This is a genomic window from Bacillus sp. SRB_331 (genome assembly GCF_003264175.1).
Classification (GTDB): Bacteria; Bacillota; Bacilli; order Bacillales; family Bacillaceae_G; genus Bacillus_A; species Bacillus_A mycoides.
Genome location: NZ_NADV01000043.1, coordinates 1 through 23,568 on the forward strand (window position 1 = coordinate 1; position 23,568 = coordinate 23,568).

The window sequence follows — 23,568 nt, forward strand, 5'->3', positions numbered from 1 at the left end:
TAACTTTCGGGGGTCACTTCAAAAGTTATGCTGACTGTTTTTTTAGCTCTTTCACATATGAATCTACACTTTGAAAAGGCACTGTAATTTTAAAAGCATCTTTTTGCTCGTTAAATTGTTTTTCATTATAAGGACCAAATCGTTTATTATGCTTTACATCGATAATCCAATAATGTTCACTTTTTTTATTTGTAATTGCTGCGTCAGGATTATTTGGATCTGATTTTTCCTCAATTTGCTTTGTGATAATGTATTTATCGTCCCAAGCAATTTCTGTAATTTTTGCAGGGATGTATTGTGTAGCATATACAGCATCCTGCGATGGGAAAAGTTCAAATGCATCTCCAGAAGTATGTATGAGTTCATATTCATCGTTAATTGTATAGGTTAAATGGTTTGTATTGCCTGTGCAACCTGTTAATAAGAGTGCGGCAAATAGGATTATCCATCTTTTCAATATGGGAACCTCCTTTATAATGCTGTTGTAACACATTGTACAAGAAAAGTAAGCGAAACGCCAGTTTACAATGTTTTTTAGAAGTGGTACGATGAAACGGGTAAAGAAGGATATGAAGGAGTCGACACAAAATGAAGTTAAAGATGCATCGTCCAGCGCTTGTAATGAATCGCATAGGTGCTTCCCTTATTGACATGTTTTTAATCTCGGTTACGTACGGTGCAGTAGTAGCTATTATTACAGGAAACTATAGTGCTATTTTTAATCGTTTTAATATAAGTTTAGGTGACTATAGATATGACCTTACACTTGTTTTCGTATTAATGGCTATAAATTTTATTCTGTTACCTTTTCTTTGGAACGGTTCTACACTTGGTAAAAAGGTAACAAGAACAAAAATAATCTCGTTAACAAGTGAAAAACTAACGTTACAAACATTAATAATACGATTTTTGGTATTATTATTACCAAGCATATTATTACTTGGAGTTCCATTAATATGCAATGTATATATGATGTTATTCCGCAAAGATAATTGTGGCTTCCATGATTTAATTGCAAAGACAAAAGTGATGAGTCTTGTATAATTAATATTTAGAGTATACGTGCTACTAATGAAATAAGACTTTTTATTGTTTGTATATAAAAAGTCTTATTTTTAATTTCATGAAAAATTCCATCATTATCTTATTTTTTGGAAAATTAGATAAATGGAATTGATATAGGGCGGATATTTCCTATATAATACCCTCCATATTATTGATGGATGTTTAAAGAAGCTGTAGCTAATTCAAACATCCTATTTTCGTTTTAAATAGATTGAAAATTAAGAGAATGTTATAATGGGTATAAATAATATCGTTATATAACAAAGGGGGATTTGGAATGACTGGAGGTAGCTTAATATTTTGGGGAATTCTTATTTTTATTGGTTTAACCTTCGATCAATATAATAGTAAGAAAAAAAAAGAAACAAAAAAGTAATCGCTTACAAGCTGTAGAGTGAACTTTTCCAGCTTGCAGACTAATCTAATAAAGGAGTATACTGAATGACGGTAAGACTTATAGAAGGGGTAATGAAAATGAAGCTTGCAGGAAAGGTTGCCATTGTAACTGGTGGTGGCATCGGTATTGGACGTAGTACAGCTCTTTTGTTGGCTAAGCAAGGCGCAAAAGTAATTGTGACGGACATTGATCAAGAAAGTGGACAAGCAACAGCTGAGGAAATTACGGATTTAGGCGGAGAAGCACTTTTTGTATCCTACGATATGGGGAAACAAGGAGATTGGCAACGTGTTATTAGTTTTGCTATGGAGGCATATAGTCGTATTGATATGCTTTTTCAAAATGCTGGTCTATATAAAATAGATTCTATTTTTTCTCGCCAACAAGAGAACGATTCCAATGTACTTTGTATTAATGACGTTTGGATAGAGATAAAACAATTAACGTCATCTTTTATGAAACAGCAAGAAGAAGTGGTGCTTAGTGATTTACCTGTTTTTGGTATTATTAGCACGAGAGGACAATCATTTCATACAATAGAAGCCCTAGTATAATAATGGAAAACCGCCCCCAGTATATATGTGGACGGTTTTTTTGTATGTTCTATTATAGAACTTTATTTTTTAACGAATACGTTGTTCGGTTTGGCTATCAAAGAAATGTGCTTTATTCATATCAAAAGCAAGTTTAATTTGGTCACCAGGTGAAAAAGTATGTCTTGCATCAACACGTGCTGCAAAATCTTGATTTCCAAGTTTCATATATAAAATGGATTCAGCCCCTAACAACTCTGCAACTTCAATTTTTGTTGTGAAAGTAGTAGATTGTGAAGCTTCTAAAAATAATAGTTCATCATGAATATCTTCTGGACGAATACCTAAAACAATTTCTTTATTTACATAGCCTTGTTCGCGTAATAACTTCATTTTTCCTTCAGATACTTTAAACTTTATTGAACTGTCTATAACGAAATCGGTTTCAGTTAATTTTCCACGGAAGAAATTCATTGCGGGTGAACCGATAAAACCACCAACGAAAATATTTTCAGGTGTTTCATATACTTCTTTTGGAGTTCCAATTTGTTGGATTTTGCCGTCTTTCATAACAACAAGGCGTGAAGCCATTGTCATTGCCTCAGTTTGATCATGTGTTACATAAATTGTCGTTGTGCCAAGGCGGTGGTGTAATTTAGAAATTTCTGATCGCATTGCAACACGTAGTTTAGCGTCTAAGTTTGATAAGGGTTCATCCATTAAGAAAACTTTTGCGTCTCGAACGATTGCTCTACCTAATGCAACACGTTGACGTTGTCCACCTGATAAAGCTTTCGGTTTTCTATCTAAATATTGTTCAAGCCCTAAAATTTGAGCTGCATGTTTCACTCGACGGTCGATTTCATCTTTCGGTATTTTTCGAAGTTTTAATCCAAATGCCATATTATCATACACACTCATATGTGGATAAAGAGCGTAGTTTTGGAAGACCATTGCGATATCTCGATCTTTTGGAGGAACATCGTTCATTAGCTTACCATCAATTGAAAATTCTCCTTTTGAAATATCTTCAAGTCCAGCTACCATTCGTAGTGTTGTAGATTTTCCACAGCCAGAAGGACCAACGAATACGATAAATTCTTTATCTTGAATGTGTAAGTTAAAATCTGTTACGGCTGTTACGTTATTATCATATATTTTATAAATATTTTCTAATTTAAGCTCTGCCATGATATTTCCCCCTAGAAAGTTTATGCAAACGTTTTCTTTGAATTTATTATAAACGAATAGATTCAAAAAAGAAATAAAAACACTATAAAAAAATAAAACGTTTTCATTATTCCTATGAATATATAATAAGTTTCACATGTTTTATTAGAAAAAGAAAATAAATATTGTAAGCGCTATTTTAAATTTGGATAGAATCTGTTATCATTCAGTAATGAAAACGTTTGCGCCTTAAAAAAAAGAAAAAAGAATCAATAGTATAGATGAAATGGGGTAGCATAATGGGAAAACAATGGTGGAAAGAAAGTGTAGTATATCAAATTTATCCTCGTAGTTTTATGGATAGTAATGGTGATGGTATAGGTGATCTTCGTGGTATTCTTGCGAAGCTAGACTACTTAAAAGAATTAGGTATTGATGTAATTTGGTTATCACCAGTCTATGAATCTCCAAACGATGATAATGGTTACGATATAAGTGATTATTGTAAAATTATGAACGAGTTCGGAACAATGGAAGATTGGGATGAACTATTACATGAAATGCATAAACGTAATATGAAACTTATGATGGACTTAGTTGTTAATCATACTTCAGATGAACATAATTGGTTTATTGAATCATGTAAATCGAAAGATAATAAATATAGAGACTATTATATATGGCGCCCTGGAAAAGAAGGGAAAGAGCCGAATAACTGGGGAGCAGCATTTAGTGGATCTGCATGGCAATATGATGAGATGACAGATGAATATTATTTACATCTGTTTTCTAAAAAACAGCCAGATTTAAACTGGGATAATGAAAAGGTAAGACAAGATGTTTATGACATGATGAAGTTTTGGTTAGAAAAAGGAATTGATGGGTTCCGTATGGATGTTATTAATTTTATTTCTAAAGAAGATGGCTTACCAGCTGTTGAAACGGATGAAGAAGGATATGTTTCAGGGCATAAACATTTTATGAACGGTCCGAACATTCATAAGTATTTGCATGAAATGAATGAAGACGTATTGTCTCAGTATGACATTATGACGGTTGGGGAAATGCCTGGTGTAACGACAGAAGAGGCTAAATTGTATACAGGGGAAGCTAGAAAAGAACTACAAATGGTATTCCAATTTGAACATATGGATTTAGATTCCGGAGAAGGTGGGAAATGGGATGTAAAACCATGCTCACTTCTTACTTTGAAACAAAATTTAACAAAGTGGCAAAAAGCATTAGAACAAACAGGATGGAATAGCCTTTATTGGAATAACCATGACCAGCCTCGCGTTGTATCTCGTTTTGGTAATGATGGAGCTTATCATACTGAATCAGCAAAAATGTTAGCGACAGTACTTCATATGATGAAAGGGACACCATATATTTATCAAGGAGAAGAAATCGGAATGACCAATGTTCGATTTGAATCAATTGATGAATACCGAGATATTGAAACACTAAATATGTATAAAGAAAAAGTTATAGAGCGCGGCGAAGATATAGATAAAGTGATGCAGTCTATATATATAAAGGGCCGAGATAATGCTAGAACTCCGATGCAGTGGGATGATAGAGAACATGCTGGATTCACAACGGGTGAGCCTTGGATCGCGGTAAATCCTAACTACAAAGAGATTAACGTGAAACAAGCGATTCAAGATGAAGAATCAATTTTTTATTACTATAAAAAATTGATTGAATTACGTAAAAACAATGAAATAGTTGTGTATGGAACATATGATTTAATATTAGAAAATAACCCTTCTATTTTTGCTTATGTAAGAACATATGGAGAAGAAAAGCTGCTGGTGATTGCAAACTTCACTGCGGATGAATGTGTATTTGAATTGCCAGAGGATATTGTTTATAGTGAAGCAGAGTTATTAATACACAATTATGATGTAGAAAATGTATTAATAGAAAACATTACATTACGACCATATGAAGCAATGGTATTTAAATTGAAATAAGAAAAGCCTTATGCCACCCTGGCATAAGGCTTTTACTATTACCATTTTAAAATAGAGAATCCATACGGTGGAAGTGTAACTTGTAATACACTTGCTTCCGCTGAAAATTCTTCGTTTGTATAAATGTTAATTATTTTCTTACCAGTAACATGAAGAGGGAGTGACACTGTAACTTCACTATTAGTAGGGTTTAAAACGAAAAAGATAGTTTCATCCTCATATGTTTTCGTATAAGAAATATAATTATGTTCATCATTTGCTTCGATAAATTGAAAAGTACCATGTCCTCCAAATGCTTTATGTTGTTTCCGTAATGAAATTAATGTTTGTATATGTGTAAATAATGCATGATCTTGTTCTTTAGTATCCCAAATCATACATTTACGGCAATCGGGGTCCATGCCACCATCCATACCAATTTCATCTCCGTAATAAATACAAGGAGAGCCGATGAAAGAAAGATGGAATACATAGAGCAATTTCAACTTATTTTTATCTCCGTTGCATGTTGTTAAAATTCTTGGAGTATCATGGCTGTCTAATAAATGAAATGCTGCTTCATTTACATTCATAGAGTAGGAATGTAGAGATTCCGTAATTTGCTTCATGAATTCACTTGCTTTAATGGAATCGTTAGCAAAGTAAGAAAGTAGAGCGTTTGTAACAGGATAGCTCATGACAGCATCAAATTGATCGCCTTGTAGCCACGGGAGGGCATCGTGCCAAATTTCTCCCAAAATATATACTTCAGGATTTAATGTCTTTATTTCAGTTCGGAATTCTCTCCAAAAACTGTGATCGACTTCATTTGCTACATCAAGGCGCCAACCATCTATATGGAATTCCCTTACCCAATAACGACCTACTTCAAGTAAATATTCTTTTACATCTGGATGTGCCGTATTTAATTTAGGCATATATGGTGTAAATGCGAAAGTATCATAGTTAGGAAGTGGCTCGGTTATAATTGGAAATTCATGAATATGGAACCAATCTTTATAGGCGGAATTTTCACCTTGTTCCAGCACGTCTTGAAATTTATCAAAGAAGTACCCGCTATGATTAAAAACAGCGTCGAGCATTACTTTTATACCACGTTTATGACACGCTTCAATGAGTTCTTTAAAAGTTTCTTTCGTACCAAATTGTGGATCAATTTCCATATAGTCAATTGTGTCATATTTATGGTTTGAATGAGCTTTGAAAATAGGTGTGAAATATATTCCGGAAATGCCAAGCTTAACAAGGTAATCAAGGTTTTGAATAACACCAGCAAAATCTCCACCGAAAAAATTAGTTGGAGTTGGATCCGTACTTCCCCAAGGAAGGGTGTTTTCTGGATTCAGTGTACTATCGCCATTAGCGAATCGTTCAGGGAAAATCTGATACCAAATGGTGTCTTTAATCCAGGATGGTGCTTTGAATACATCATCTGCATGAATAAATGGAAAACAGAAAAAGTTACCGACATCGTCATTTGGAATGTTAGAAAAAAATCCTCTTTCTGTATAAATAAGAGTGTCTACGTCGTTTTTTAATTCGAATCCATATCGTAAGCGTTTAAATTTCGGTTCGATTGAAACCGACCAATAATCAAATAACTCAGTAGATCCGGTTTTTTTCATAGGTGTATTCGCAGTAATCCATTTCCCATCTTGCCATTCATACGGATCACCGTAGATGAGGGCAGCGCTGTGAACATCATCTCTTTTTGTGTGTATTCGGATGTGAATTGTTTTTTCGTTGTAAGCGTATGCATGATTATCTTTTGGCCTATGATAGATCGCTTCTTTAAGCATATAGAAAATCCCCCTTTAATACCTCTATACATATTGTTACCTAAAACGAAATAATAAAGATTATGTTGCAAACGATTTCCTTTAACATAACTTTAATATTGCTTATAAGAGTAGTATTCATTTTATGTAAAGTCAATGAATAAAGAGTATGAGGAGATTATTTTGAAAATTAATATTTGCAAAATGAATAAAAGAATGTATAATGATAGACAAATAGCGCAAACGTTTTCATAGATTGATATATTGTTTGCGCTTCAATTAAACTATTAAATGCAAACGTTTTCAGTGGCTAAGGTACATAGACAATTTAGGGAGGTTTTTGGGGTGAAGAAAGCATTATCATTATTAACGGTTTCAGCATTATCAATTGGTATGTTATCTGCATGTGGACCGAAAGATTCAGGGAAAAAGGAAGTAAGTAAAGAAAAGAAAGATTATGATCTTCTCGTTTGGGAAGATGAGAAAAAAGGTGTGGGTCTAGAGCCAGCGGTGAAAAGTTTTGAAAAGAAATATAATGTGAAAGTAAAAGTTGAAGAGGTTCAGATGACGAAACAAATAGAAAAACTTCGTCTTGACGGTCCAGCTGGCACAGGGCCAGATGTTGTAACATTGCCACATGATCATATTGGTAATGCGGTAACAGAAGGGCTACTTTCAGAAGTGAAAGTAGATGATACAGTAAAAAGTAAATTTACAGATTTATCAATAGAAGCACAAACATATAACGGAAAATTATACGGTTTGCCAAAAGCGATTGAAACACCAATCTTTATTTATAATAAAAAATTGATGCAAAAAGCACCTGAAACGATGGATGAACTGTTTAACTTCTCAAAAGACTTTACGAAGGATGGAAAATACGGATTTTTAGCACTAGGAGATAACTTCTACTTCGCTAATGCATTTATGGCAGGTATGGGTGGTTATGTATTTGGTGAAAAAGATGGAAAGCCAAATGCAAATGATATTGGATTAAATAATAGCGGTGCAGTACAAGGTGCTGAATATATTCAAAAATGGTACAAAGAAAAGTTATTCCCGAAAGGTATTATCGGTGAATCTGGTGGTTCAGCTGCAGATGGATTATTTAATGAAGGAAAAGCAGCATCTATTATGAATGGTCCATGGGCATTTCAAGCGATGGAAAAGGCTGGAATAGATTATGGTGTTGCTCCAATGCCAAAATTACAAAATGGTCAACCGATGAAAACATTTGTTGGCGTAAAAGGATGGCATGTAACAAGCTTCTCTAAACAAAATGATTTAGCTACAAAATTTACTGAGTGGGTTACAAATGAAGAAAATGCGAAAATTCGATTTGAGAAAACGAAAGAAATTCCTCCAGTAAAATCAGTAATGGAAGATCCAATTATTAAAGATAACGAAGCTGCAAAAGCGGTTGCCACGCAATCGGAAAATGGAATTCCAATGCCGAATATTCCAGAAATGCAGGAAGTTTGGAAACCAGCTGGGGATGCGCTTCAATTAGTTGTATCAGATAAAGAAGCACCAAAATCCGCACTTGATAGTGCAGTGAAACAAATTAAAGGTAATATTGAGGCAAATCATAGTAAGAAAAAATAAGGTGAAATTCGTGTCTCTAATATGAGGGGCACGAATTCTCTCCCTTCCATGTAGGAAGAAAAAAGGGGGAAGGAACATGCAAACATCTATGGAACCAGCAAATGGGTTAAACCATTCAAAGCATAGGAAAATGGCAACCATGTTATCAATCATTCCAGGCGTGGGCCAAATGTATAATAAACAATTTGTAAAAGGTCTTATTTTTCTAGTATTAACAGGTTCATTTATTGTAGCCTTTGCTGATTTATTAAATATGGGATTATGGGGTATTGTAACGCTCGGTACAGAAGTTCCACGTGACCATTCTGTCTTTCTATTAGTAGAAGGAATCTTGGCACTTATCGTTATCGCGTTTGGGCTCGGCATATATGCATTTAACTTATATGATGCATATCAAAATGGAAAGAAACGTGATATAGGAATACCGTTAAATTCTGTAAAAGAGCAATACCGTAATTTGTTAGATCAAGGTTTTCCTTATTTAATGGTTTCACCAGGATTCTTATTGCTTATATTTGTTGTTGTATTTCCAATCATTTTTGTTATCTTAATTGGATTTACGAATTATGATTTATATCACTCCCCTCCAGCTAAATTAGTAGATTGGGTGGGCTTTAAAAACTTTATTGATATTTTTACATTACCAATGTGGAGAGATACATTTTTAAGTGTATTTTCTTGGACTGTCATTTGGACATTCATTGCAACAACATTACAAGTTGCACTTGGTATTTTTTTAGCGATTATCGTAAATCAGCCTGGTATTAAAGGAAAAGCGATTATTCGAACAATCTTCATTTTACCGTGGGCTGTTCCAGCATTCGTATCTATTCTTGTATTTGCTGGTATGTTTAATGAAACATTTGGAGCAATTAATAACCAAGTATTAGCTTTATTCGGGATTGAAAAGATTGCTTGGATGACAGACCCGTTTTGGGCAAAGATTGCTTTAATTATGATTCAAACGTGGCTTGGTTTCCCGTTCGTCTTTGCGATGACAACAGGTATATTGCAATCGATTCCAGGAGAATTATATGAAGCGGCTACAGTAGATGGAGCGACAGCTTGGCAACAGTTCCGCAAAATTACATTACCACTTGTGTTATATGCAACAGCGCCAATATTAATTACACAATATACGTTTAACTTTAATAACTTTAGTATTATTTATCTATTTAATAACGGGGGACCTGCTGTGTCTGGACAAAATGCAGGTGGAACGGATATTTTAATTTCATGGATTTATAAGTTAACGATGACTTCGGCTCAGTACGGCAAAGCAGCAGCTCTTACAATGATTTTATCGTTAATTGTTATTACAGTTGCGTTATGGCAATTTAAGAGAACAAAATCATTCCAAGAAGAGGATATGATGTAAATGAATATTAAAAGACAGAAGATGTTACGTCTCTCATTAAGTTATTTAGTTATTTTCGTAATGTGTGCCATCATTTTCTATCCGTTATTATGGATTATTGGCTCATCGTTTAATCCAGGGGATAGTTTATCTGGGTCAAGTATTATTCCGGAAAATGCCACGTTAGATCATTATCGCAAGCTGCTTGATCTCGATTCAAGTAATTACTTACTTTGGTATAAAAATACTTTGAAAGTTAGCGTAATGACGATGATTTTCTCTGTACTAGCCATTAGTTTTACTGCCTATGCATTTTCGAGATATCGTTTTGTTGGAAGAAAGAATGGTTTATTAACATTTTTAATTCTGCAAATGATCCCGAATTTTGCAGCGTTAATCGCACTATATATATTAGCTCAGTTAACAGGATTACTTGATACACATCTTGCATTAATTTTAATTTATGTGGGCGGGGCAATTCCGATGAATACATGGCTAATGAAAGGGTATTTTGATACGATTCCAAAAGAACTGGATGAATCAGCTCGGATGGATGGAGCAGGACATTTCCGTATCTTCTGGCAAATCATTATGCCGCTTGCAAAACCAATCGTAGCGGTTGTAGCGCTATTCACTTTCATCGGTCCATTTACAGATTTCATTTTAGCGAGTATTATTTTGCGCACACCGGAAAATTATACTTTAGCAGTTGGACTATATGAAATGGTAGCGAAAAAATTTGGTAATGAATTTACGACATTTGCAGCTGGTTCAGTATTAATTGCAATTCCGATTTCTATTTTATTCTTATCGCTGCAAAAATATTTTGTTTCCGGTTTAACAGCTGGAGGTACGAAAGGATAAAAATGGGACATTACGTCCCATTTCTCTTTTCATCTCCCTATAAAAAATTTGTAGGGAGATGAAAAGAGATTTGACATCATATGTGAAAAGAAGTGAAATAAATAGTATATTATAGTATAGGAAAAAATAGCTATATCCCTTACAATACATGAAGAGGGAGAATAGGATTAGTTTTGCAAGATAGAATAAATAAATGACAGTTTATGACTTCTCCTATGACTTGCAACGGGTGCAAGATAAAATATATGAAAATGGCAGAGAAGTGAAAGGAGGGGATTTTTATGACAGTTACAATTAAAGATGTGGCGAAGAAGGCGAACGTAGCACCATCAACTGTTTCTCGTGTAATTGCTGATAATCCAAGTATAAGTGAAAAGACAAAGCGCCGTGTTCGAAAAGTAATGAGTGAATTAGGATATCATCCAAATTTAAATGCAAGAAACCTTGCGAACCAAACGACGAAGACACTTGGTCTTGTTATGCCGAGTTCTGCAAGTAAAGCTTTTCAAAATCCATTTTTCCCAGAAGTTATAAGAGGAATTAGTTCATTTGCACATGTGGAAGGGTATGCGCTTTATATGTCGACTGGTGAAACGGAAGATGAAATTTTTAATGGTGTTGTAAAAATGGTACAAGGGCGTCAAATCGGTGGTATTATTCTTTTATATTCAAGAGAGAACGATCGGATTATTCAATACTTGCATGACCAAAACTTCCCGTTTGTTTTAATTGGAAAACCATATGATCGAAAAGATGAAATTACATATGTAGATAATGACAATTATACAGCTGCAAGAGAAGTAGCGGAATATTTGATTTCATTAGGCCATAAACAAATCGCATTCATCGGCGGTGGATCAGATTTACTTGTAACGAGAGATCGTTTGGCGGGGATGAGTGATGCTTTGAAACTAGCAGATATTCTATTGCCGAAAGAGTATATTTTACACTTTGATTTTTCAAGAGAGAGTGGTCAACAGGCTGTTGAGGAATTAATGGGACTAAAGCAACCACCGACGGCAATTATGGCAACGGATGATTTAATTGGACTTGGCGTGTTAAGTGCGCTTTCTAAAAAAGGATTTGTTGTACCGAAAGATGTTTCGATTGTAAGCTTTAACAATGCTTTATTATCAGAAATTGCTAGTCCACCACTTTCGACAGTTGATGTGAATATTTATCAATTAGGGTATGAAGCGGCAAAAGCTTTAGTTGATAAGGTGGAGCATTCTGAATCTACTTCAAAATGCATTATTATTCCTCATAAATTATTGAAGCGTCAAACTTGTTATCATTATGCAACAAAAAGCTAAGAGTTTAACTCTTAGCTTTTTTTCTTTAGAAAGGCTTCTAAACGGTCACAGCCTTCTTTTAAAGTTTCGATACTGTAAGCATAAGAAAGGCGAAGGTAGCCTTCACCGTATTCGGAAAATGCGGTTCCAGGAACAACGGCTAGCCCAGCTTCTTTTACAAGATCAAGTGCAAAATCAAATGATGAAGATGTTAAATGTCCAACATATGGGAATAAATAAAATGCACCTGTTGGCTTCTCAACCGTTAAACCCATTTGAATGAGTCTATTATATACGTAATCACGGCGTTTTTTGTATTGATAGCGCATCATCTTCGGGGCATCTTTAGCAGCTGTTAAAGCTTCGATTGCAGCATACTGAGCGATTGAAGTAGCACATGTAACATTGTATTGATGAACTTTTAATATGTGTTTTGCTAAATATTCTGGAGCAAATAAAAGTCCGATACGCCAGCCGGTCATAGAATGTGATTTTGATAAGCCGTTAATGACAATCGTCTTATCACGCATTTCTGGGAAATGAGCGATAGATGTGTGTTTTTCTTCATATACAAGTTCACTATAAATTTCATCAGAAAGAACGAAAATATTTTTATCTTTTAAGATAGATACAATATCTTCTAATTCTTCTTTTGATAAGGTAACACCAGTTGGATTAGAAGGATACGGTAAAACGACGCATCTTGTTCGTTCTGTAATTGCATGTTGCAATGCTTCAGCTGTTAAACGAAATTCAGTTTCGCGAACATCTATAAAAATAGGAGTTGCACCACATAGTCGAATAATCGGCTCGTAACCAGGGTAAATAGGAGCAGGCAAAATTACTTCCGTTCCTGGTTCTAAAATAGTTCGGAATGCAACATCGATCGCTTCACTAGCACCGATTGTAACAATGGTTTCGTTTTCAGGTGAATAATGTAAATTGTAGTTGTCCTTTACAAAGTTACAAGCTGCCTTGCGTAATTCTAGTAAACCAGCGTTATGTGTATAGCTTGTATAATTTTCTGTAATGGCCCGTTTAGCTGCTTCTTTTACTAGAGAAGGTGTAGGGAAATCGGGTTGCCCAATTGTTAAAGAGATAAGATTATCATAGTCTTGAATCATATTAGAGAACTGACGGATTCCAGAAATTTGGATGTCCTTCACTCTAGGATTAATGAATTGTTCCATTGTATCTCCCTTTCTTCCGTTTGAAAATTAAGTTCATTTTATCATATTTTCAACTATTACGCTTTGTTTATAAAATTTCCCCCGCTATTTGTGAAAGATAAGAATCGTATCTTAAAATTCAGTGGAAATAAGAAATTATGTGAGGATTCAAATGTCTATAAGAGTATAAGCTGTGTGAGTTAATTAAAGTTTCACTTAAGCATAAACACAAAAAAAGCCGCTGCAAGCGACTTTTTAATAACCGTATTCCCAATCTATTTCATCTTCGTTCCAAAGTACGGAAGATACTTTGCCAAGATGGACAACGGATTCATTTACAGCACATGTACAGTCTTCGTCCCCTGCTTTATGTTGCAATTCTTCGTATACTGATTTTTCAACGTTTTCTAGCACAACCAAATTTTCTTCTTTTAAAACAAGCGTAGTACCCGCCATATTTATCTTCCTCCTACTAAAGTAATGATCACTTATTTGTAAACATAGATAGTATGGATTATATGCTGTATTTTGCGATAGTTGTCCGTTTAGTGAAGTGTTTTTTATTTTCTTTGTAATCCGTATTCATTGTATACTGCACGAAGGAAATTTGGTACAGGGTTTACAATCATTTCGGAAATTTGTAACATTTATTATTAGTTGTTAACAAATAATTAACAAAGATGTTAAGAAAAATCAAAATTTTAAAACAAATAGACTTATAAAATGATATAATCATATCAAAATACATATTGGGGATGAGAGGCTATGGAGCTGATTCGTGATTTAATGATCCAAATTGCCATCATTATTTTACCACTATTTTTATATGAAGCGATTCGTTTAAATCGTTATCAAGGAATGCTTCCGAAGCCTAATCGCTACTTTATTATGTTTTTATCTAGCGTTACACTCGTTCTCTCCATGACATACTCTATTTGTTTTGGTACCGTTTGCGGATACAATTTTCATCCAGTCCCAATTGTTAGTGGTTTTTTATATGGTGGGATTGTTGGGCTCATCCCTGCCATTATTTATGTTGCCTATGAATGGATTTTTAAGGGGCTTAGTTGGTTGCCTATGGTAGAAGTTATATTTCTTTCGATAATTCCATTATTTTTGTCAAAGAAATGGTCTCTTTTTTCAAGAGATAAGAAGCTAATATTAGCTTTTATGATTGCATCATTTTATGTTCTTGTTTCATTAGTAGTCGGGATGTTGAATGTCCTTTTAGAAACAGGTTTTACACCGTACATATCTAATCTATATAGTGGGTATATATTTGCATCACTTATTATGGTTATGACAATGGTATTTCAAGTGTATTTGACTGAGTATTTAAACGAAAATGCATTATTGCGTACAGAAATGCAAAAATCAGAAAAACTTAATATTGTAAGTGAGTTAGCTGCAAGTGTTGCACATGAAGTTCGAAACCCTCTCACTGTTGTACGAGGGTTTATTCAATTGCTAGAGAGTACGGAAGACGTAAAAAACAAAGATTATATGCGTCTCGTATTAGCTGAACTGGATCGTGCTGAACAAATTATTTCAGATTATTTAAATTTAGCAAGGCCTCAAATTGAAAAAAAAGAACATATTTGTTTATCAGCACAATTAATTGAAATGACAACTCTTATGTCATCATTTGCAGCGATGCAGGGCGTTTATTTGCAAGTTGAGATTTCTGAGAGCCTTTATACTATCGGCGATAAGACGAAATTGAAGCAAGCTATTATGAATGTTGTTAAAAACGGTATTGAAGCAATTCAAGGAAACAAAGGGTATTTAAAAGTAACAGCTATTCAAAAAGATGAATTGATAATAATAAGAGTTAAAGATAGTGGTGTTGGAATGACAAAAGAACAGTTAGTAAGGCTTGGACAACCGTATTATTCTTTAAAAGAAAAAGGAACAGGATTAGGCCTTATGGTAACATTTAGTATTTTACAAGCGCATAATGGCACATTGGAATATAAAAGTGAAAGCGGAAAAGGAACTGAAGCTATTATTATATTGCCAGCTGTACGATATAAGGAATAAAAGTTACCGATAGAAGGTAACTTTTTATTTTTCGTGCATTAGAAAAAGTTACAAAATTTCATTCATTTATTTTTTCTTGTTTTGTTCGAACGAATAAACTTTTAAATGATTGAAAGAAGCTTTGCTCTTTTGAGGCGGCGACTAATCTTTTTGTTTCTTGAATTTCACGAATAACTTGCATAAGTTGTGTATCACGGTTGCTGTCTTTATTGTAAATTTGATTGACAAGTTTATTCATTTTTTCTTCTTGTTTGGATTCTCGCTTATACATATGATTCATTAATAAGTCCATCTTTTCTTTTTGGAGTGCATCTGTTTGAGCGGCGTGAACAACTAGATCTTGTAACATTTTTTCTTGTGAGCCTTCTTTTACATAAACTTTTTGCATTAGTTCATCTAATTTCTCGTCTTTTAAACGATTTTGTGTAATGAGAGTAGAGTTTTGATGAATAATTGCTTCATTCAATTGAGCAAGCATTTCAAGTTTTAGCATGAACTCCTCAAAGTTACGCCCATCTTCTTTTGGTTGCACTTCTTGTTTATCTTGAATAACAGGTACAGGTGGGGCTTCTTTTTCTTTTAAAATAATAGGTATTGTTTCTGAAATGTCCTCTTGTAATGTAGCAGCTCTTTCATGTATAGATTTCAATAGTTTTAAATCATCCAATTTATAAATACGAGCATCAGCTGTTTTTGAAATGATATAACCGTGTTCCTCTAAGAGTTGGCTATATTTTCGGACTATATGTTTTGGGATACCTGTTTTATTTGTAACATCTTTCGTTTTATAAATAGCTTCCATGATAGTTCCTCCCCAAAAAGTATCGTATATATCATTTCAACCTTTTATGTGGACTTCCTTTGAAAAAGAATGTCGGAAGGTTATTAGTTTTCTACAGCATTAGTGAAAAGATGAAGAAAAATGAATGTTTTTGGCGGAATGGAGAGGAAGAGCTAAAATAATGTCTGAAAACATACATAGAAGAAGTTTGTTATAATAACTGAGGAAAAGAAATTGGTAGGAACACGGAGGTACACATGAAGCAATTTAAAGGTATTATCATTTCAATTATTGCAATTCTTTCTCTTTTGGTAGCGGTATATGAAGTACTTGTGCCAGAGGAGACAAGTACTAAAAAAACAACTACGTATGATCAAATTCTAGAGTTCCCGAAAGAACGATATCCAGAGACCGGGAAACATATAACGGATGCTATAAAAGAAGGACATTCGGAAATGTGCACAATTGATCGTAATGGTGCAGCGGATAGAAGGAAATTATCGTTAGCGCCATATCCGACGAAGAAAGGTTATGATCGTGATGAATGGCCGATGGCGATGTGTAAGGAAGGCGGAAAAGGAGCTCATATTGAATATATAAGTCCAGCAGATAACCGCGGTGCAGGTTCTTGGGTAGGGAATAAGCTAGACAAATATCCAGATGGTACGCGTGTGAAATTTGAAGTGAAATAGTAATTGGCATACATTTCATAGTGGAGGAGAGGGATAGTTATGGAATTAACAATTTCATATTCGCAATTAATGATAATGAACTATGATGGTCAGCAGCCTTATGTAGATTGGACTCCTGAAGATTTTGAAAGAGGCTATGCTGAGGTGGATGGAGCTATTATTTTTGAAGCAATCTCTGACTATACTTGTGAAGTGGAAGTTACTTGTGGAAATCATATTGAGAAAGAAGAAGTGGTTAGAACGATATCAGTTCCTTTCACAGTGAAGAATGAAGAAGTATATATAACAAGTATTCTTTCTAATAAATATCATATTCCTATTCCGAACGGGGAATATATGATAGTCTTGCAGGCAACTCCTCTTGAAGAGCCATCAGACGATGAATTGTATAAAGTACAATACGACTTCTATTTTGAGAGTGTAGAATAAAAAAACGTGTTATCCTTTTTGAAGGATAACACGTTTTTTATTATGCGTTTGTTTTTAGGAGAGAACGAGCGTCTTTTGCTGCCTGAACCATGTGCTCTAAAGCAGGTATAACTTCCTCAGTTCTTCGTGTTTTTAAACCACAGTCTGGATTAATCCAGAAATATTTAGGGTCACATACTTGTAAAGATTGTTCTACGATTGTGAACATTTCATCTTTACTTGGGACACGTGGGCTATGAATATCATATACCCCTAGACCAATTCCTTTTTCATATGTTGTATGCTTTAATGTATTAATAAATTCTCCATGACTTCTTGATGTTTCGATAGAAATAACATCTGCGTCTAACGCTCGAATTGCATCTACAATATCTTCGAAGTTACTATAACACATATGAGTATGAATTTGTGTTTCATTTTCTACAGAAGATGTTGCTAAAAGGAATGATTGAACTGCCCATGTAATGTATGCATCCCAATCTTTTTCTTTTAACGGCATACCTTCACGAAGTGCAGGTTCATCGACTTGGATTACTCTAATTCCGGAAGATTCAAGTAATTCAATTTCATGACGAAGTGCTAATGCAATTTGATATGAAACTTCTTTTCTTGAAATATCATTTCGAACGAATGACCAATTTAAAATAGTGACAGGTCCAGTTAGCATACCTTTTACTACTTTCTCTGTTAAGCTTTGTGCATATACAGTTTCTTTAATAGTCATTCCACTTATAAAGGCAACATCACCATAAATAACAGGTGGTTTTACGCAACGAGAACCGTATGATTGTACCCATCCGTTTTTAGTAAAGGAGAAACCAGCAAGTCTTTCTCCAAAATATTCCACCATGTCAGTTCTTTCGAATTCACCATGTACTAGTACATCAAGACCAATATCTTCTTGGTAACGAATCCACTTTGCAGTTTCTTTTTCAATGAATTGATTATATTGTTCATTTGTAATATCGCCGTTACGCCACTGTTTACGTGTTTGACGAACTTCAGATGTTTGCGGGAAGCTACCAATAGTTGTTGTTGGTAACAACGGTAATTGTAAAGCTACTTGTTGTAGTTCATATCGTTTTTCAAATGGAAGAGGACGTGAGAAATCATCTTCTTTAAGTGATGTACGTGCCACTTTTACATCTTCACGATTACGTGCAGCTGATGAGCGGATTGCATGATGTGCATTACGATATGTTGTTAAATCGCTACTGATGCTTTCTACACCTTTAGTAAGAGCAGAATGGATAAGGACTAGTTCTTCTAATTTTTGATTAGCAAATGCAAGTGCATCAAATAATTCACTTGTTAAGTGCGTTTCTTCCGTTTTATCAATTGGAGTATGCAATAAGCTACAAGAAGGTTGAACAATTAAACCTTTTGCTGTGATTTGATTTTGTAATGTTGTAAATAAAGAAAGTACATCATCAAGATCAGCTCTCCAAATGTTACGGCCATCTATACAACCGATAGCTAAAATTTTATCAGCTGGGAATCCGTATTTTGAAATAGCATTTACATTACCTTCTTTGCCATGAACAAAGTCTAATCCAATACCAGAAACAGGGAATGCAATAATTTCTTCATAGTTCTCTTCTACACTATCAAAATATGTTTGTAGAAGAAGATTAGCATTTGGAACCTCTTTATGAATAGCTTCGTAAAGTTCTTTCGCTTGATTAATTTCATCTTTTGTTAAAGATGCGAAGATTGGTTCGTCAACTTGAATAATTTGTGCTCCAGCTGCGTGTAATTCAGAGAATAATTGTACATAAGGTGCAACTAGCTCTTTTAAAATAGTGGCAAATTGCTCTTCGTTATAACCTTTTGCTAGTTTTAGGAATGTATAAGGGCCTAAAATAACTGGTTTTCCATCAACACCTAACTCTTTTTTCGCTTCTTCATATAAACGAAGAGGACGATTGTCTTTTAAAGAGATTTGTAATCCTTCTTCATATTCAGGAACAATGTAATGATAGTTTGTGTTAAACCATTTTGTCATTTCAGAAGCAACGTGATCTTTAGAGCCGCGTGCCATTGCAAAATATACATCAAGGTAAGAGGTAAACTCTGAAAAACGTGACGGGATGAATCCTAACATGTAGGCCGTATCCAGAACGTGGTCATAATATGTAAAATCGCCAACTGGAATTAATTCAATTCCCTTTTCTTGCTGTACTTTGACGTGTTGAAGGCGAATTTCTTTCATTGTCGTTAAAAATTGTTCTTCATCAATTTTATTGGACCAAAAAGCTTCCAATGTTTTTTTCCACTCTCGTTGTAGTCCGATACGTGGATAACCTAAGTTACTTGTTTGAATTGCCATTTTAAATTCCTCCCTAATTGAAAGTAAGCATTTCCGTTTACTCGGAAATACCTATAACAAAAAGCATAAAGGCATAGAAAAATAAGCCTTCCTTTTTGTTCTTAACACCTCATCATCATCCGTGAGTCTATCAGTGTTGTTAAAATAGGCAGGTATCCTGACTTATGCTTCATATAATTTCTTTCACCTTCCCGTTTTCACAGTGGCACAAAAAAGAAATCTCAGCATTTACAGTGGCGGGACCGTGTTGGAGTTTCACCAAACTTCCCCTTTAAACACGAAGTGAAATATTCGTGTACCTATTTTCCTTTTGAAAGGAATTTAACAAGCGATATGATATTGAAACAAATTCTAACACAATTTTCGGAATTTTGTCCACTGTTTTAAAATAAGAAAATTCTAAAGTTTTTTATTCTTATCATTCGGATTATTCTGATTTTTTTAAGAGGGAAGAGAGGTTGGGGAAATTGAAATGAAGTGCGATTAAACTTGTAAAGAAGTGGATATCTGTACAGAGATAAGATGCCATTTATGTTATTCAACAATTGGCTCATCTTATGTCGAACCTAAAACAAGCATACCCCCTTCCTAAATTAGAACGGGGGTATACTTGTTTTAGGTTTTACAATGAAATAACTTTATTGTCTTTTTACAGTTTCTTCTTTATAAGTTCAACCTTCATCTATATCAATTTCTGAAAGTCGTCCTGCAACTGCATCTGTAAGGAGGGTGTTTAACCATTGCAATTCAACTGTAATATGTTCAATAACGCTTTGTAAAATATATAGTTGTGCACGAGGAATGTGTCCTTTGCTACAATCATAAATAGTTTGCATTTTATGTAAATATTGAACGGTATCATTTTTCTTTTTTTCTAAAATAGGAATTAACTCTTGATCATCACCAAAATGAGCGAAAGAGAGTGCCGAATAAATTGGTTTATATATTTGATTTTTTGCCTCAAATTGTTTTAATAGTAACGTGTGAAATAACCGTTTACCTTCTTCTGTTATATGAAAGATTGTTTTATCGGGTCTATTCGTATCTCGAACAATCGTGGTAATACGAATTGCACCCTGCTTTTCTAATTGTTCGAAGGCGTAGTAAAGTGATCCTTTTGCATATTTAATATAACAATCCATTTGTCGTTCTTTCATGATGTGCTGCACTTCATATGGATGTTTATCTCCTTCAAGTAGCAAGCCGAGAATGACTAATTTCATGCTCATGCTGTCTCAACTCCTATAAATAAAAACTTTATACATATTATAAACGGCATATCCGTTTTCATAAAGGGATATGCCGTTTCTTTTCTCTATATTAACTTACTTGCTTTTGTTTTTGTTTCGTTTTTGGACCTGTAAAGAGGCGTTCATTTCCCATAAGTAAAATACAAATAATACTTAGTACAGCCGGGATCAGTGCCCAGAAGAATGTACTGGCAATAGAGGTAGCGAGAGCATCTTTAATACCAGTTAATATTTCAGCTGGAATCTTATCGGTAGCACCTTGTGATAATAAGAAACTTGTGTCTCCGCCTTTTGGAGCTAATTTAGCTAGTTCAGGAGGGAACACAGTGTTTAATTTAGTAGTAAAAATATGGTTTTGAATTGTACCGAAAATCGTTACACCAAGAGTCATACCGAGTGAACGGAAGAATGAGTTTGTTGATGTAGCAGAACCACGGTCTCGCATTTCTAACTTGTGGATAGAAGACATACTTAAAACTGAGAACGAGAAACCAACTCCAAGTCCAGTGAGAACCATAAATAGCGTTACAAGTAGACGAGGTGTATCCATTGTTAAAGTGCTTAGTAAATAAATACCAATTACGAAGAAAACACCAGATACCATCATGATGTTACGATAACTTGTTCGAGAAGCTAACTGTCCACCTGTTTGACTTCCAATTACAGAGCCAACCATCATAGGTGTTAAAATTAATCCAGCATTTGAGGCTGAACCGCCGAGAACACCTTGAACGAAGATTGGGATATAAACTGTACAGATAATAAAAGCGGCACCATAGAAAAAGGCAACGCCTTGGCTAGCTGCGAATAAAGGTTTTTTAAATAGATGGAAAGAAATGATAGGCTCAGTTGCTTTTCGTTCTACGAAGAAGAAAATAATAAGCATAATAACAACTGTTGTAAATAAACCGATAATTACAGTGGAATTCCATGCGTATTCTTTACCACCAAGTTCTAAGGCGAACATTAAGCAAACGATACTAATAACAAGTGTAATAGCGCCAGCCCAATCAATTTTTTGTTTTCTAAATTCTAGAGATTCACTGTAGTATTTAGTAATGAAGAAGAAGGAGATAATTCCTAATGGAATATTAATATAGAAGACCCAATGCCAACTTATATAGTCTGTAATATAAGCACCTAATAAAGGGCCAAATACACTAGATGTCCCGAAAACCGCACCGAATAGCCCTGTCATTTTTCCGCGCTTTTCTGGTGGGAATATATCGTACATAATCGTGAAGGCGATAGGCATAAGAGCGCCGCCACCAATCCCTTGAATTGCTCTATAAATACTTAGTTGCTCAATACTAGATGCTGTCCCGCAAAGTGCAGAACCGAATAAGAAAAGAATGAGGCCACCAATATAAAAGCGTTTCCGTCCGTACATATCAGAAAGTTTTCCGAAGATAGGCATCCCAGCCATTGTTGCTACCATATATGCAGACGTGACCCAAACGAACTTGTCAAATCCTCCTAGGTCTCCAACAATCGTAGCCATTGCTGTTGCAACGATTGTATTATCCATTGCCGCCATTAAAATACCAAGTAATAAACCTGCAACAACAAATTTTGTATTGTTGGAGTCTTTTTTTGATAATTGAGATTCCAAATATAACCCTCCTTTAATAATAAGTAAACTATATGAAGTTTTGAGTGCAGCGCATAAAAATTTGAAATATAGTTTTTTAAATCAATTTACACAAGTGCACTGACAAAGCCATAAAGAATATTATAGTCAAATTTGACTAAAAGGCAAACTTTTTCTTCCGTCAAAATATTCTGTTGTATGGACAGAGAAAGAGTGAGCGATACTTAGTAGTGGTGTAAAGTCAATGAAGGAAATTGTAAAAAAATATTTCAGTAAGAATACCTTCTGTTAACAGAGGAAAAATGGTTTTTTCTTTATATTGTCGAATAGGATAAAAGGAAGAGTAATAACTATATATCGTTTGTAACAAGCTTTATTAATATTGTGTGGAGAGGCAGAATAAGGTCGTATGGATATGATGCATCTGAAATGGGGTGAATATTATTATGAAAATATGGAAACGGATTTCGGATCAAGGAAGGCGTTCAATACCGTTACAACCGGTGTTATGGATTGATGGCTCAAAAAAGGAAAACGAATGTCCTAATGTAGCAGTTACATTGCAAATCCGTAGTATGTATAAAGAAAAATTTTCATATGAACTGACCTATGATGTAAATGACATACTTATTATTCGAATTGAAGTAGAAAATAAAGGAATGGAAATGATTTCACGAGTTGTAGTAAGTCATATGATTCGAGATTATTTTGCATATATCCCAAATTCATTAAAGGCTGATAAGGGGATGAGCGAGTTTTTGTTCCAGCTTGTAAGGTGGCGAATCAATAATTTATTACCGAATGAGAAAGTAGAACTAATTTGTAAAATAAAAGCAAATAAAGATAAAGCAATCAAAAACGCATTATTTCAGGCTACATATACATTTCAATATAAAGAAGTATCATATGGTCCGCTGCAAACAAATGAAGTTGTTGTGCGGCAATGATAAAAAGGAACCTGTAAGAAAGGTTCCTTTTTTAATGAAGGTTGTGTTTTTTGAGTACTTTTTTTTGCTCGATTCCTTTTTTTCCTACATAATTATTTTTATAACCAAAATATAAAATGAACAGAAAGGAAACGACATTTACAATAGCGTCAATTTGATCGTTTGTAATAAAGTTCACTCCGAAAGAATTACATAATAATTTTAATGATAGCAGAAACCCTGCTAGTAAACGTATAATATCTGATAGATTTTCTTTTTGTAGCATATAAGTCACCTCTTCCTAAAAACGATATATAGTATATA

Annotated in this window: 22 protein-coding genes and 1 riboswitch; of the genes, 12 read left to right on the forward strand and 10 right to left on the reverse strand. The window is 34.3% G+C overall.

What is annotated here, in order from left to right; all coding sequences use genetic code 11:
- Window positions 1–25 precede the first annotated feature (25 nt).
- On the reverse strand, window positions 26–457 hold the full coding sequence (locus B5P42_RS24480) for a DUF3997 domain-containing protein (RefSeq protein ID WP_002033805.1): 432 nt from the start codon (window positions 455–457) through the stop codon (window positions 26–28).
- Window positions 458–588: 131 nt separating this feature from the next.
- Between B5P42_RS24480 and B5P42_RS24485 the strand changes: the two genes are divergently transcribed.
- The 3 genes from B5P42_RS24485 to B5P42_RS24495 all read left to right on the forward strand — a co-directional run bounded on the left by B5P42_RS24485 (window position 589) and on the right by B5P42_RS24495 (window position 2,016).
- The gene (locus tag B5P42_RS24485) at window positions 589–1,044 is read left to right on the forward strand and encodes an RDD family protein (protein WP_002138152.1); all 456 of its coding nucleotides are present in this window, start codon (window positions 589–591) and stop codon (window positions 1,042–1,044) included.
- A gap of 298 nt (window positions 1,045–1,342) precedes the next feature.
- Window positions 1,343–1,441, forward strand: coding sequence for a hypothetical protein (locus B5P42_RS24490; protein WP_002128904.1), 99 nt, complete (start codon window positions 1,343–1,345; stop codon window positions 1,439–1,441).
- 65 nt (window positions 1,442–1,506) lie between these two features.
- Window positions 1,507–2,016: an SDR family NAD(P)-dependent oxidoreductase gene (locus B5P42_RS24495; RefSeq protein ID WP_002066937.1), complete on the forward strand. Its 510-nt coding sequence runs from the start codon at window positions 1,507–1,509 to the stop codon at window positions 2,014–2,016.
- A 69-nt stretch (window positions 2,017–2,085) separates the two neighbouring features.
- On the opposite strand, the gene B5P42_RS24500 is transcribed toward B5P42_RS24495, so the two are convergent.
- Window positions 2,086–3,186 (reverse strand): ABC transporter ATP-binding protein, encoded by a 1,101-nt coding sequence (locus B5P42_RS24500; RefSeq protein WP_113735472.1) that lies wholly within the window; start codon window positions 3,184–3,186, stop codon window positions 2,086–2,088.
- Between the two features lie 278 nt (window positions 3,187–3,464).
- Between B5P42_RS24500 and malL the strand changes: the two genes are divergently transcribed.
- The gene (malL, locus tag B5P42_RS24505) at window positions 3,465–5,141 is read left to right on the forward strand and encodes an oligo-1,6-glucosidase (RefSeq protein ID WP_142674061.1); all 1,677 of its coding nucleotides are present in this window, start codon (window positions 3,465–3,467) and stop codon (window positions 5,139–5,141) included.
- A 38-nt stretch (window positions 5,142–5,179) separates the two neighbouring features.
- On the opposite strand, the gene B5P42_RS24510 is transcribed toward malL, so the two are convergent.
- Window positions 5,180–6,940, reverse strand: coding sequence for an alpha-glycosidase (locus tag B5P42_RS24510; RefSeq protein ID WP_113735474.1), 1,761 nt, complete (start codon window positions 6,938–6,940; stop codon window positions 5,180–5,182).
- Window positions 6,941–7,264: 324 nt separating this feature from the next.
- Here B5P42_RS24510 and B5P42_RS24515 point away from each other — a divergent pair, with 324 nt between their 5' ends.
- From B5P42_RS24515 to malR, 4 genes are all read left to right on the forward strand, one after another.
- Window positions 7,265–8,524, forward strand: coding sequence for an extracellular solute-binding protein (locus B5P42_RS24515; RefSeq protein ID WP_107886399.1), 1,260 nt, complete (start codon window positions 7,265–7,267; stop codon window positions 8,522–8,524).
- Between the two features lie 76 nt (window positions 8,525–8,600).
- Complete coding sequence (malC, locus tag B5P42_RS24520; RefSeq protein ID WP_107886400.1) at window positions 8,601–9,902, forward strand: maltosaccharide ABC transporter permease MalC; 1,302 nt, start codon at window positions 8,601–8,603, stop codon at window positions 9,900–9,902.
- Complete coding sequence (gene malD, locus B5P42_RS24525; protein ID WP_098220054.1) at window positions 9,903–10,745, forward strand: maltosaccharide ABC transporter permease MalD; 843 nt, start codon at window positions 9,903–9,905, stop codon at window positions 10,743–10,745.
- Window positions 10,746–11,026: 281 nt separating this feature from the next.
- Window positions 11,027–12,058 (forward strand): maltose operon transcriptional repressor MalR, encoded by a 1,032-nt coding sequence (gene malR, locus B5P42_RS24530; protein ID WP_113735475.1) that lies wholly within the window; start codon window positions 11,027–11,029, stop codon window positions 12,056–12,058.
- An 11-nt stretch (window positions 12,059–12,069) separates the two neighbouring features.
- Here malR and B5P42_RS24535 read toward each other — a convergent pair whose 3' ends face one another.
- Together B5P42_RS24535 and B5P42_RS24540 are read right to left on the reverse strand one after the other, a co-directional pair.
- A complete protein-coding gene (locus B5P42_RS24535) occupies window positions 12,070–13,227 on the reverse strand; it encodes an aminotransferase A (RefSeq protein ID WP_113735476.1) in 1,158 nt (385 codons plus the stop codon).
- Between the two features lie 234 nt (window positions 13,228–13,461).
- A complete protein-coding gene (locus B5P42_RS24540) occupies window positions 13,462–13,662 on the reverse strand; it encodes a hypothetical protein (protein ID WP_000929276.1) in 201 nt (66 codons plus the stop codon).
- Window positions 13,663–13,971: 309 nt separating this feature from the next.
- On the opposite strand from B5P42_RS24540, the gene B5P42_RS24545 reads away from it, so the two are divergent.
- The gene (locus B5P42_RS24545; protein WP_002014814.1) at window positions 13,972–15,246 is read left to right on the forward strand and encodes a sensor histidine kinase; all 1,275 of its coding nucleotides are present in this window, start codon (window positions 13,972–13,974) and stop codon (window positions 15,244–15,246) included.
- Window positions 15,247–15,304: 58 nt separating this feature from the next.
- Here the strand turns inward: B5P42_RS24545 and B5P42_RS24550 are convergent, their stop codons facing one another.
- Window positions 15,305–16,048 (reverse strand): DUF3967 domain-containing protein, encoded by a 744-nt coding sequence (locus B5P42_RS24550; RefSeq protein WP_113735477.1) that lies wholly within the window; start codon window positions 16,046–16,048, stop codon window positions 15,305–15,307.
- Window positions 16,049–16,284: 236 nt separating this feature from the next.
- Here B5P42_RS24550 and nucA point away from each other — a divergent pair, with 236 nt between their 5' ends.
- The gene (gene nucA, locus B5P42_RS24555) at window positions 16,285–16,719 is read left to right on the forward strand and encodes a DNA-entry nuclease (protein WP_002014817.1); all 435 of its coding nucleotides are present in this window, start codon (window positions 16,285–16,287) and stop codon (window positions 16,717–16,719) included.
- A gap of 39 nt (window positions 16,720–16,758) precedes the next feature.
- A complete protein-coding gene (gene comJ / locus B5P42_RS24560; RefSeq protein WP_002088359.1) occupies window positions 16,759–17,148 on the forward strand; it encodes a competence protein ComJ in 390 nt (129 codons plus the stop codon).
- Between the two features lie 40 nt (window positions 17,149–17,188).
- Here comJ and metE read toward each other — a convergent pair whose 3' ends face one another.
- From metE to B5P42_RS24575, 3 genes are all read right to left on the reverse strand, one after another.
- A complete protein-coding gene (gene metE, locus B5P42_RS24565; protein ID WP_002014819.1) occupies window positions 17,189–19,477 on the reverse strand; it encodes a 5-methyltetrahydropteroyltriglutamate--homocysteine S-methyltransferase in 2,289 nt (762 codons plus the stop codon).
- A gap of 130 nt (window positions 19,478–19,607) precedes the next feature.
- Window positions 19,608–19,795: riboswitch (cobalamin riboswitch) on the reverse strand.
- Between the two features lie 353 nt (window positions 19,796–20,148).
- Window positions 20,149–20,706: a PadR family transcriptional regulator gene (locus B5P42_RS24570; protein ID WP_000062071.1), complete on the reverse strand. Its 558-nt coding sequence runs from the start codon at window positions 20,704–20,706 to the stop codon at window positions 20,149–20,151.
- Between the two features lie 91 nt (window positions 20,707–20,797).
- A complete protein-coding gene (locus tag B5P42_RS24575; protein WP_002192633.1) occupies window positions 20,798–22,339 on the reverse strand; it encodes an MDR family MFS transporter in 1,542 nt (513 codons plus the stop codon).
- Between the two features lie 425 nt (window positions 22,340–22,764).
- On the opposite strand from B5P42_RS24575, the gene B5P42_RS24580 reads away from it, so the two are divergent.
- Entirely contained in the window at window positions 22,765–23,265 is a 501-nt protein-coding gene (locus B5P42_RS24580) for a hypothetical protein (protein ID WP_002192634.1), read from the forward strand.
- Window positions 23,266–23,296: 31 nt separating this feature from the next.
- On the opposite strand, the gene B5P42_RS24585 is transcribed toward B5P42_RS24580, so the two are convergent.
- Window positions 23,297–23,530 carry an SPP1 phage holin family protein gene (locus B5P42_RS24585; RefSeq protein ID WP_002192635.1) on the reverse strand — a complete coding sequence of 78 codons (234 nt, stop codon included), beginning with the start codon at window positions 23,528–23,530 and terminating at the stop codon, window positions 23,297–23,299.
- Window positions 23,531–23,568 lie beyond the last annotated feature (38 nt).

Excerpts from the sequence above, each read along its gene's own strand:
- B5P42_RS24485 (WP_002138152.1), top strand. The coding sequence starts at position 589 with ATGAAGTTAAAGATGCATCGTCCAGCGCTTGTAATGAATCGCATAGGT.
- B5P42_RS24490 (WP_002128904.1), top strand. The coding sequence starts at position 1,343 with ATGACTGGAGGTAGCTTAATATTTTGGGGAATTCTTATTTTTATTGGT.
- B5P42_RS24495 (WP_002066937.1), top strand. The coding sequence starts at position 1,507 with ATGACGGTAAGACTTATAGAAGGGGTAATGAAAATGAAGCTTGCAGGA.
- B5P42_RS24500 (WP_113735472.1), bottom strand. The coding sequence starts at position 3,186 with ATGGCAGAGCTTAAATTAGAAAATATTTATAAAATATATGATAATAAC.
- malL (WP_142674061.1), top strand. The coding sequence starts at position 3,465 with ATGGGAAAACAATGGTGGAAAGAAAGTGTAGTATATCAAATTTATCCT.
- B5P42_RS24510 (WP_113735474.1), bottom strand. The coding sequence starts at position 6,940 with ATGCTTAAAGAAGCGATCTATCATAGGCCAAAAGATAATCATGCATAC.
- malC (WP_107886400.1), top strand. The coding sequence starts at position 8,601 with ATGCAAACATCTATGGAACCAGCAAATGGGTTAAACCATTCAAAGCAT.
- malD (WP_098220054.1), top strand. The coding sequence starts at position 9,903 with ATGAATATTAAAAGACAGAAGATGTTACGTCTCTCATTAAGTTATTTA.
- malR (WP_113735475.1), top strand. The coding sequence starts at position 11,027 with ATGACAGTTACAATTAAAGATGTGGCGAAGAAGGCGAACGTAGCACCA.
- B5P42_RS24535 (WP_113735476.1), bottom strand. The coding sequence starts at position 13,227 with ATGGAACAATTCATTAATCCTAGAGTGAAGGACATCCAAATTTCTGGA.
- B5P42_RS24540 (WP_000929276.1), bottom strand. The coding sequence starts at position 13,662 with ATGGCGGGTACTACGCTTGTTTTAAAAGAAGAAAATTTGGTTGTGCTA.
- B5P42_RS24545 (WP_002014814.1), top strand. The coding sequence starts at position 13,972 with ATGGAGCTGATTCGTGATTTAATGATCCAAATTGCCATCATTATTTTA.
- B5P42_RS24550 (WP_113735477.1), bottom strand. The coding sequence starts at position 16,048 with ATGGAAGCTATTTATAAAACGAAAGATGTTACAAATAAAACAGGTATC.
- nucA (WP_002014817.1), top strand. The coding sequence starts at position 16,285 with ATGAAGCAATTTAAAGGTATTATCATTTCAATTATTGCAATTCTTTCT.
- comJ (WP_002088359.1), top strand. The coding sequence starts at position 16,759 with ATGGAATTAACAATTTCATATTCGCAATTAATGATAATGAACTATGAT.
- metE (WP_002014819.1), bottom strand. The coding sequence starts at position 19,477 with ATGGCAATTCAAACAAGTAACTTAGGTTATCCACGTATCGGACTACAA.
- B5P42_RS24570 (WP_000062071.1), bottom strand. The coding sequence starts at position 20,706 with ATGAGCATGAAATTAGTCATTCTCGGCTTGCTACTTGAAGGAGATAAA.
- B5P42_RS24580 (WP_002192634.1), top strand. The coding sequence starts at position 22,765 with ATGAAAATATGGAAACGGATTTCGGATCAAGGAAGGCGTTCAATACCG.
- B5P42_RS24585 (WP_002192635.1), bottom strand. The coding sequence starts at position 23,530 with ATGCTACAAAAAGAAAATCTATCAGATATTATACGTTTACTAGCAGGG.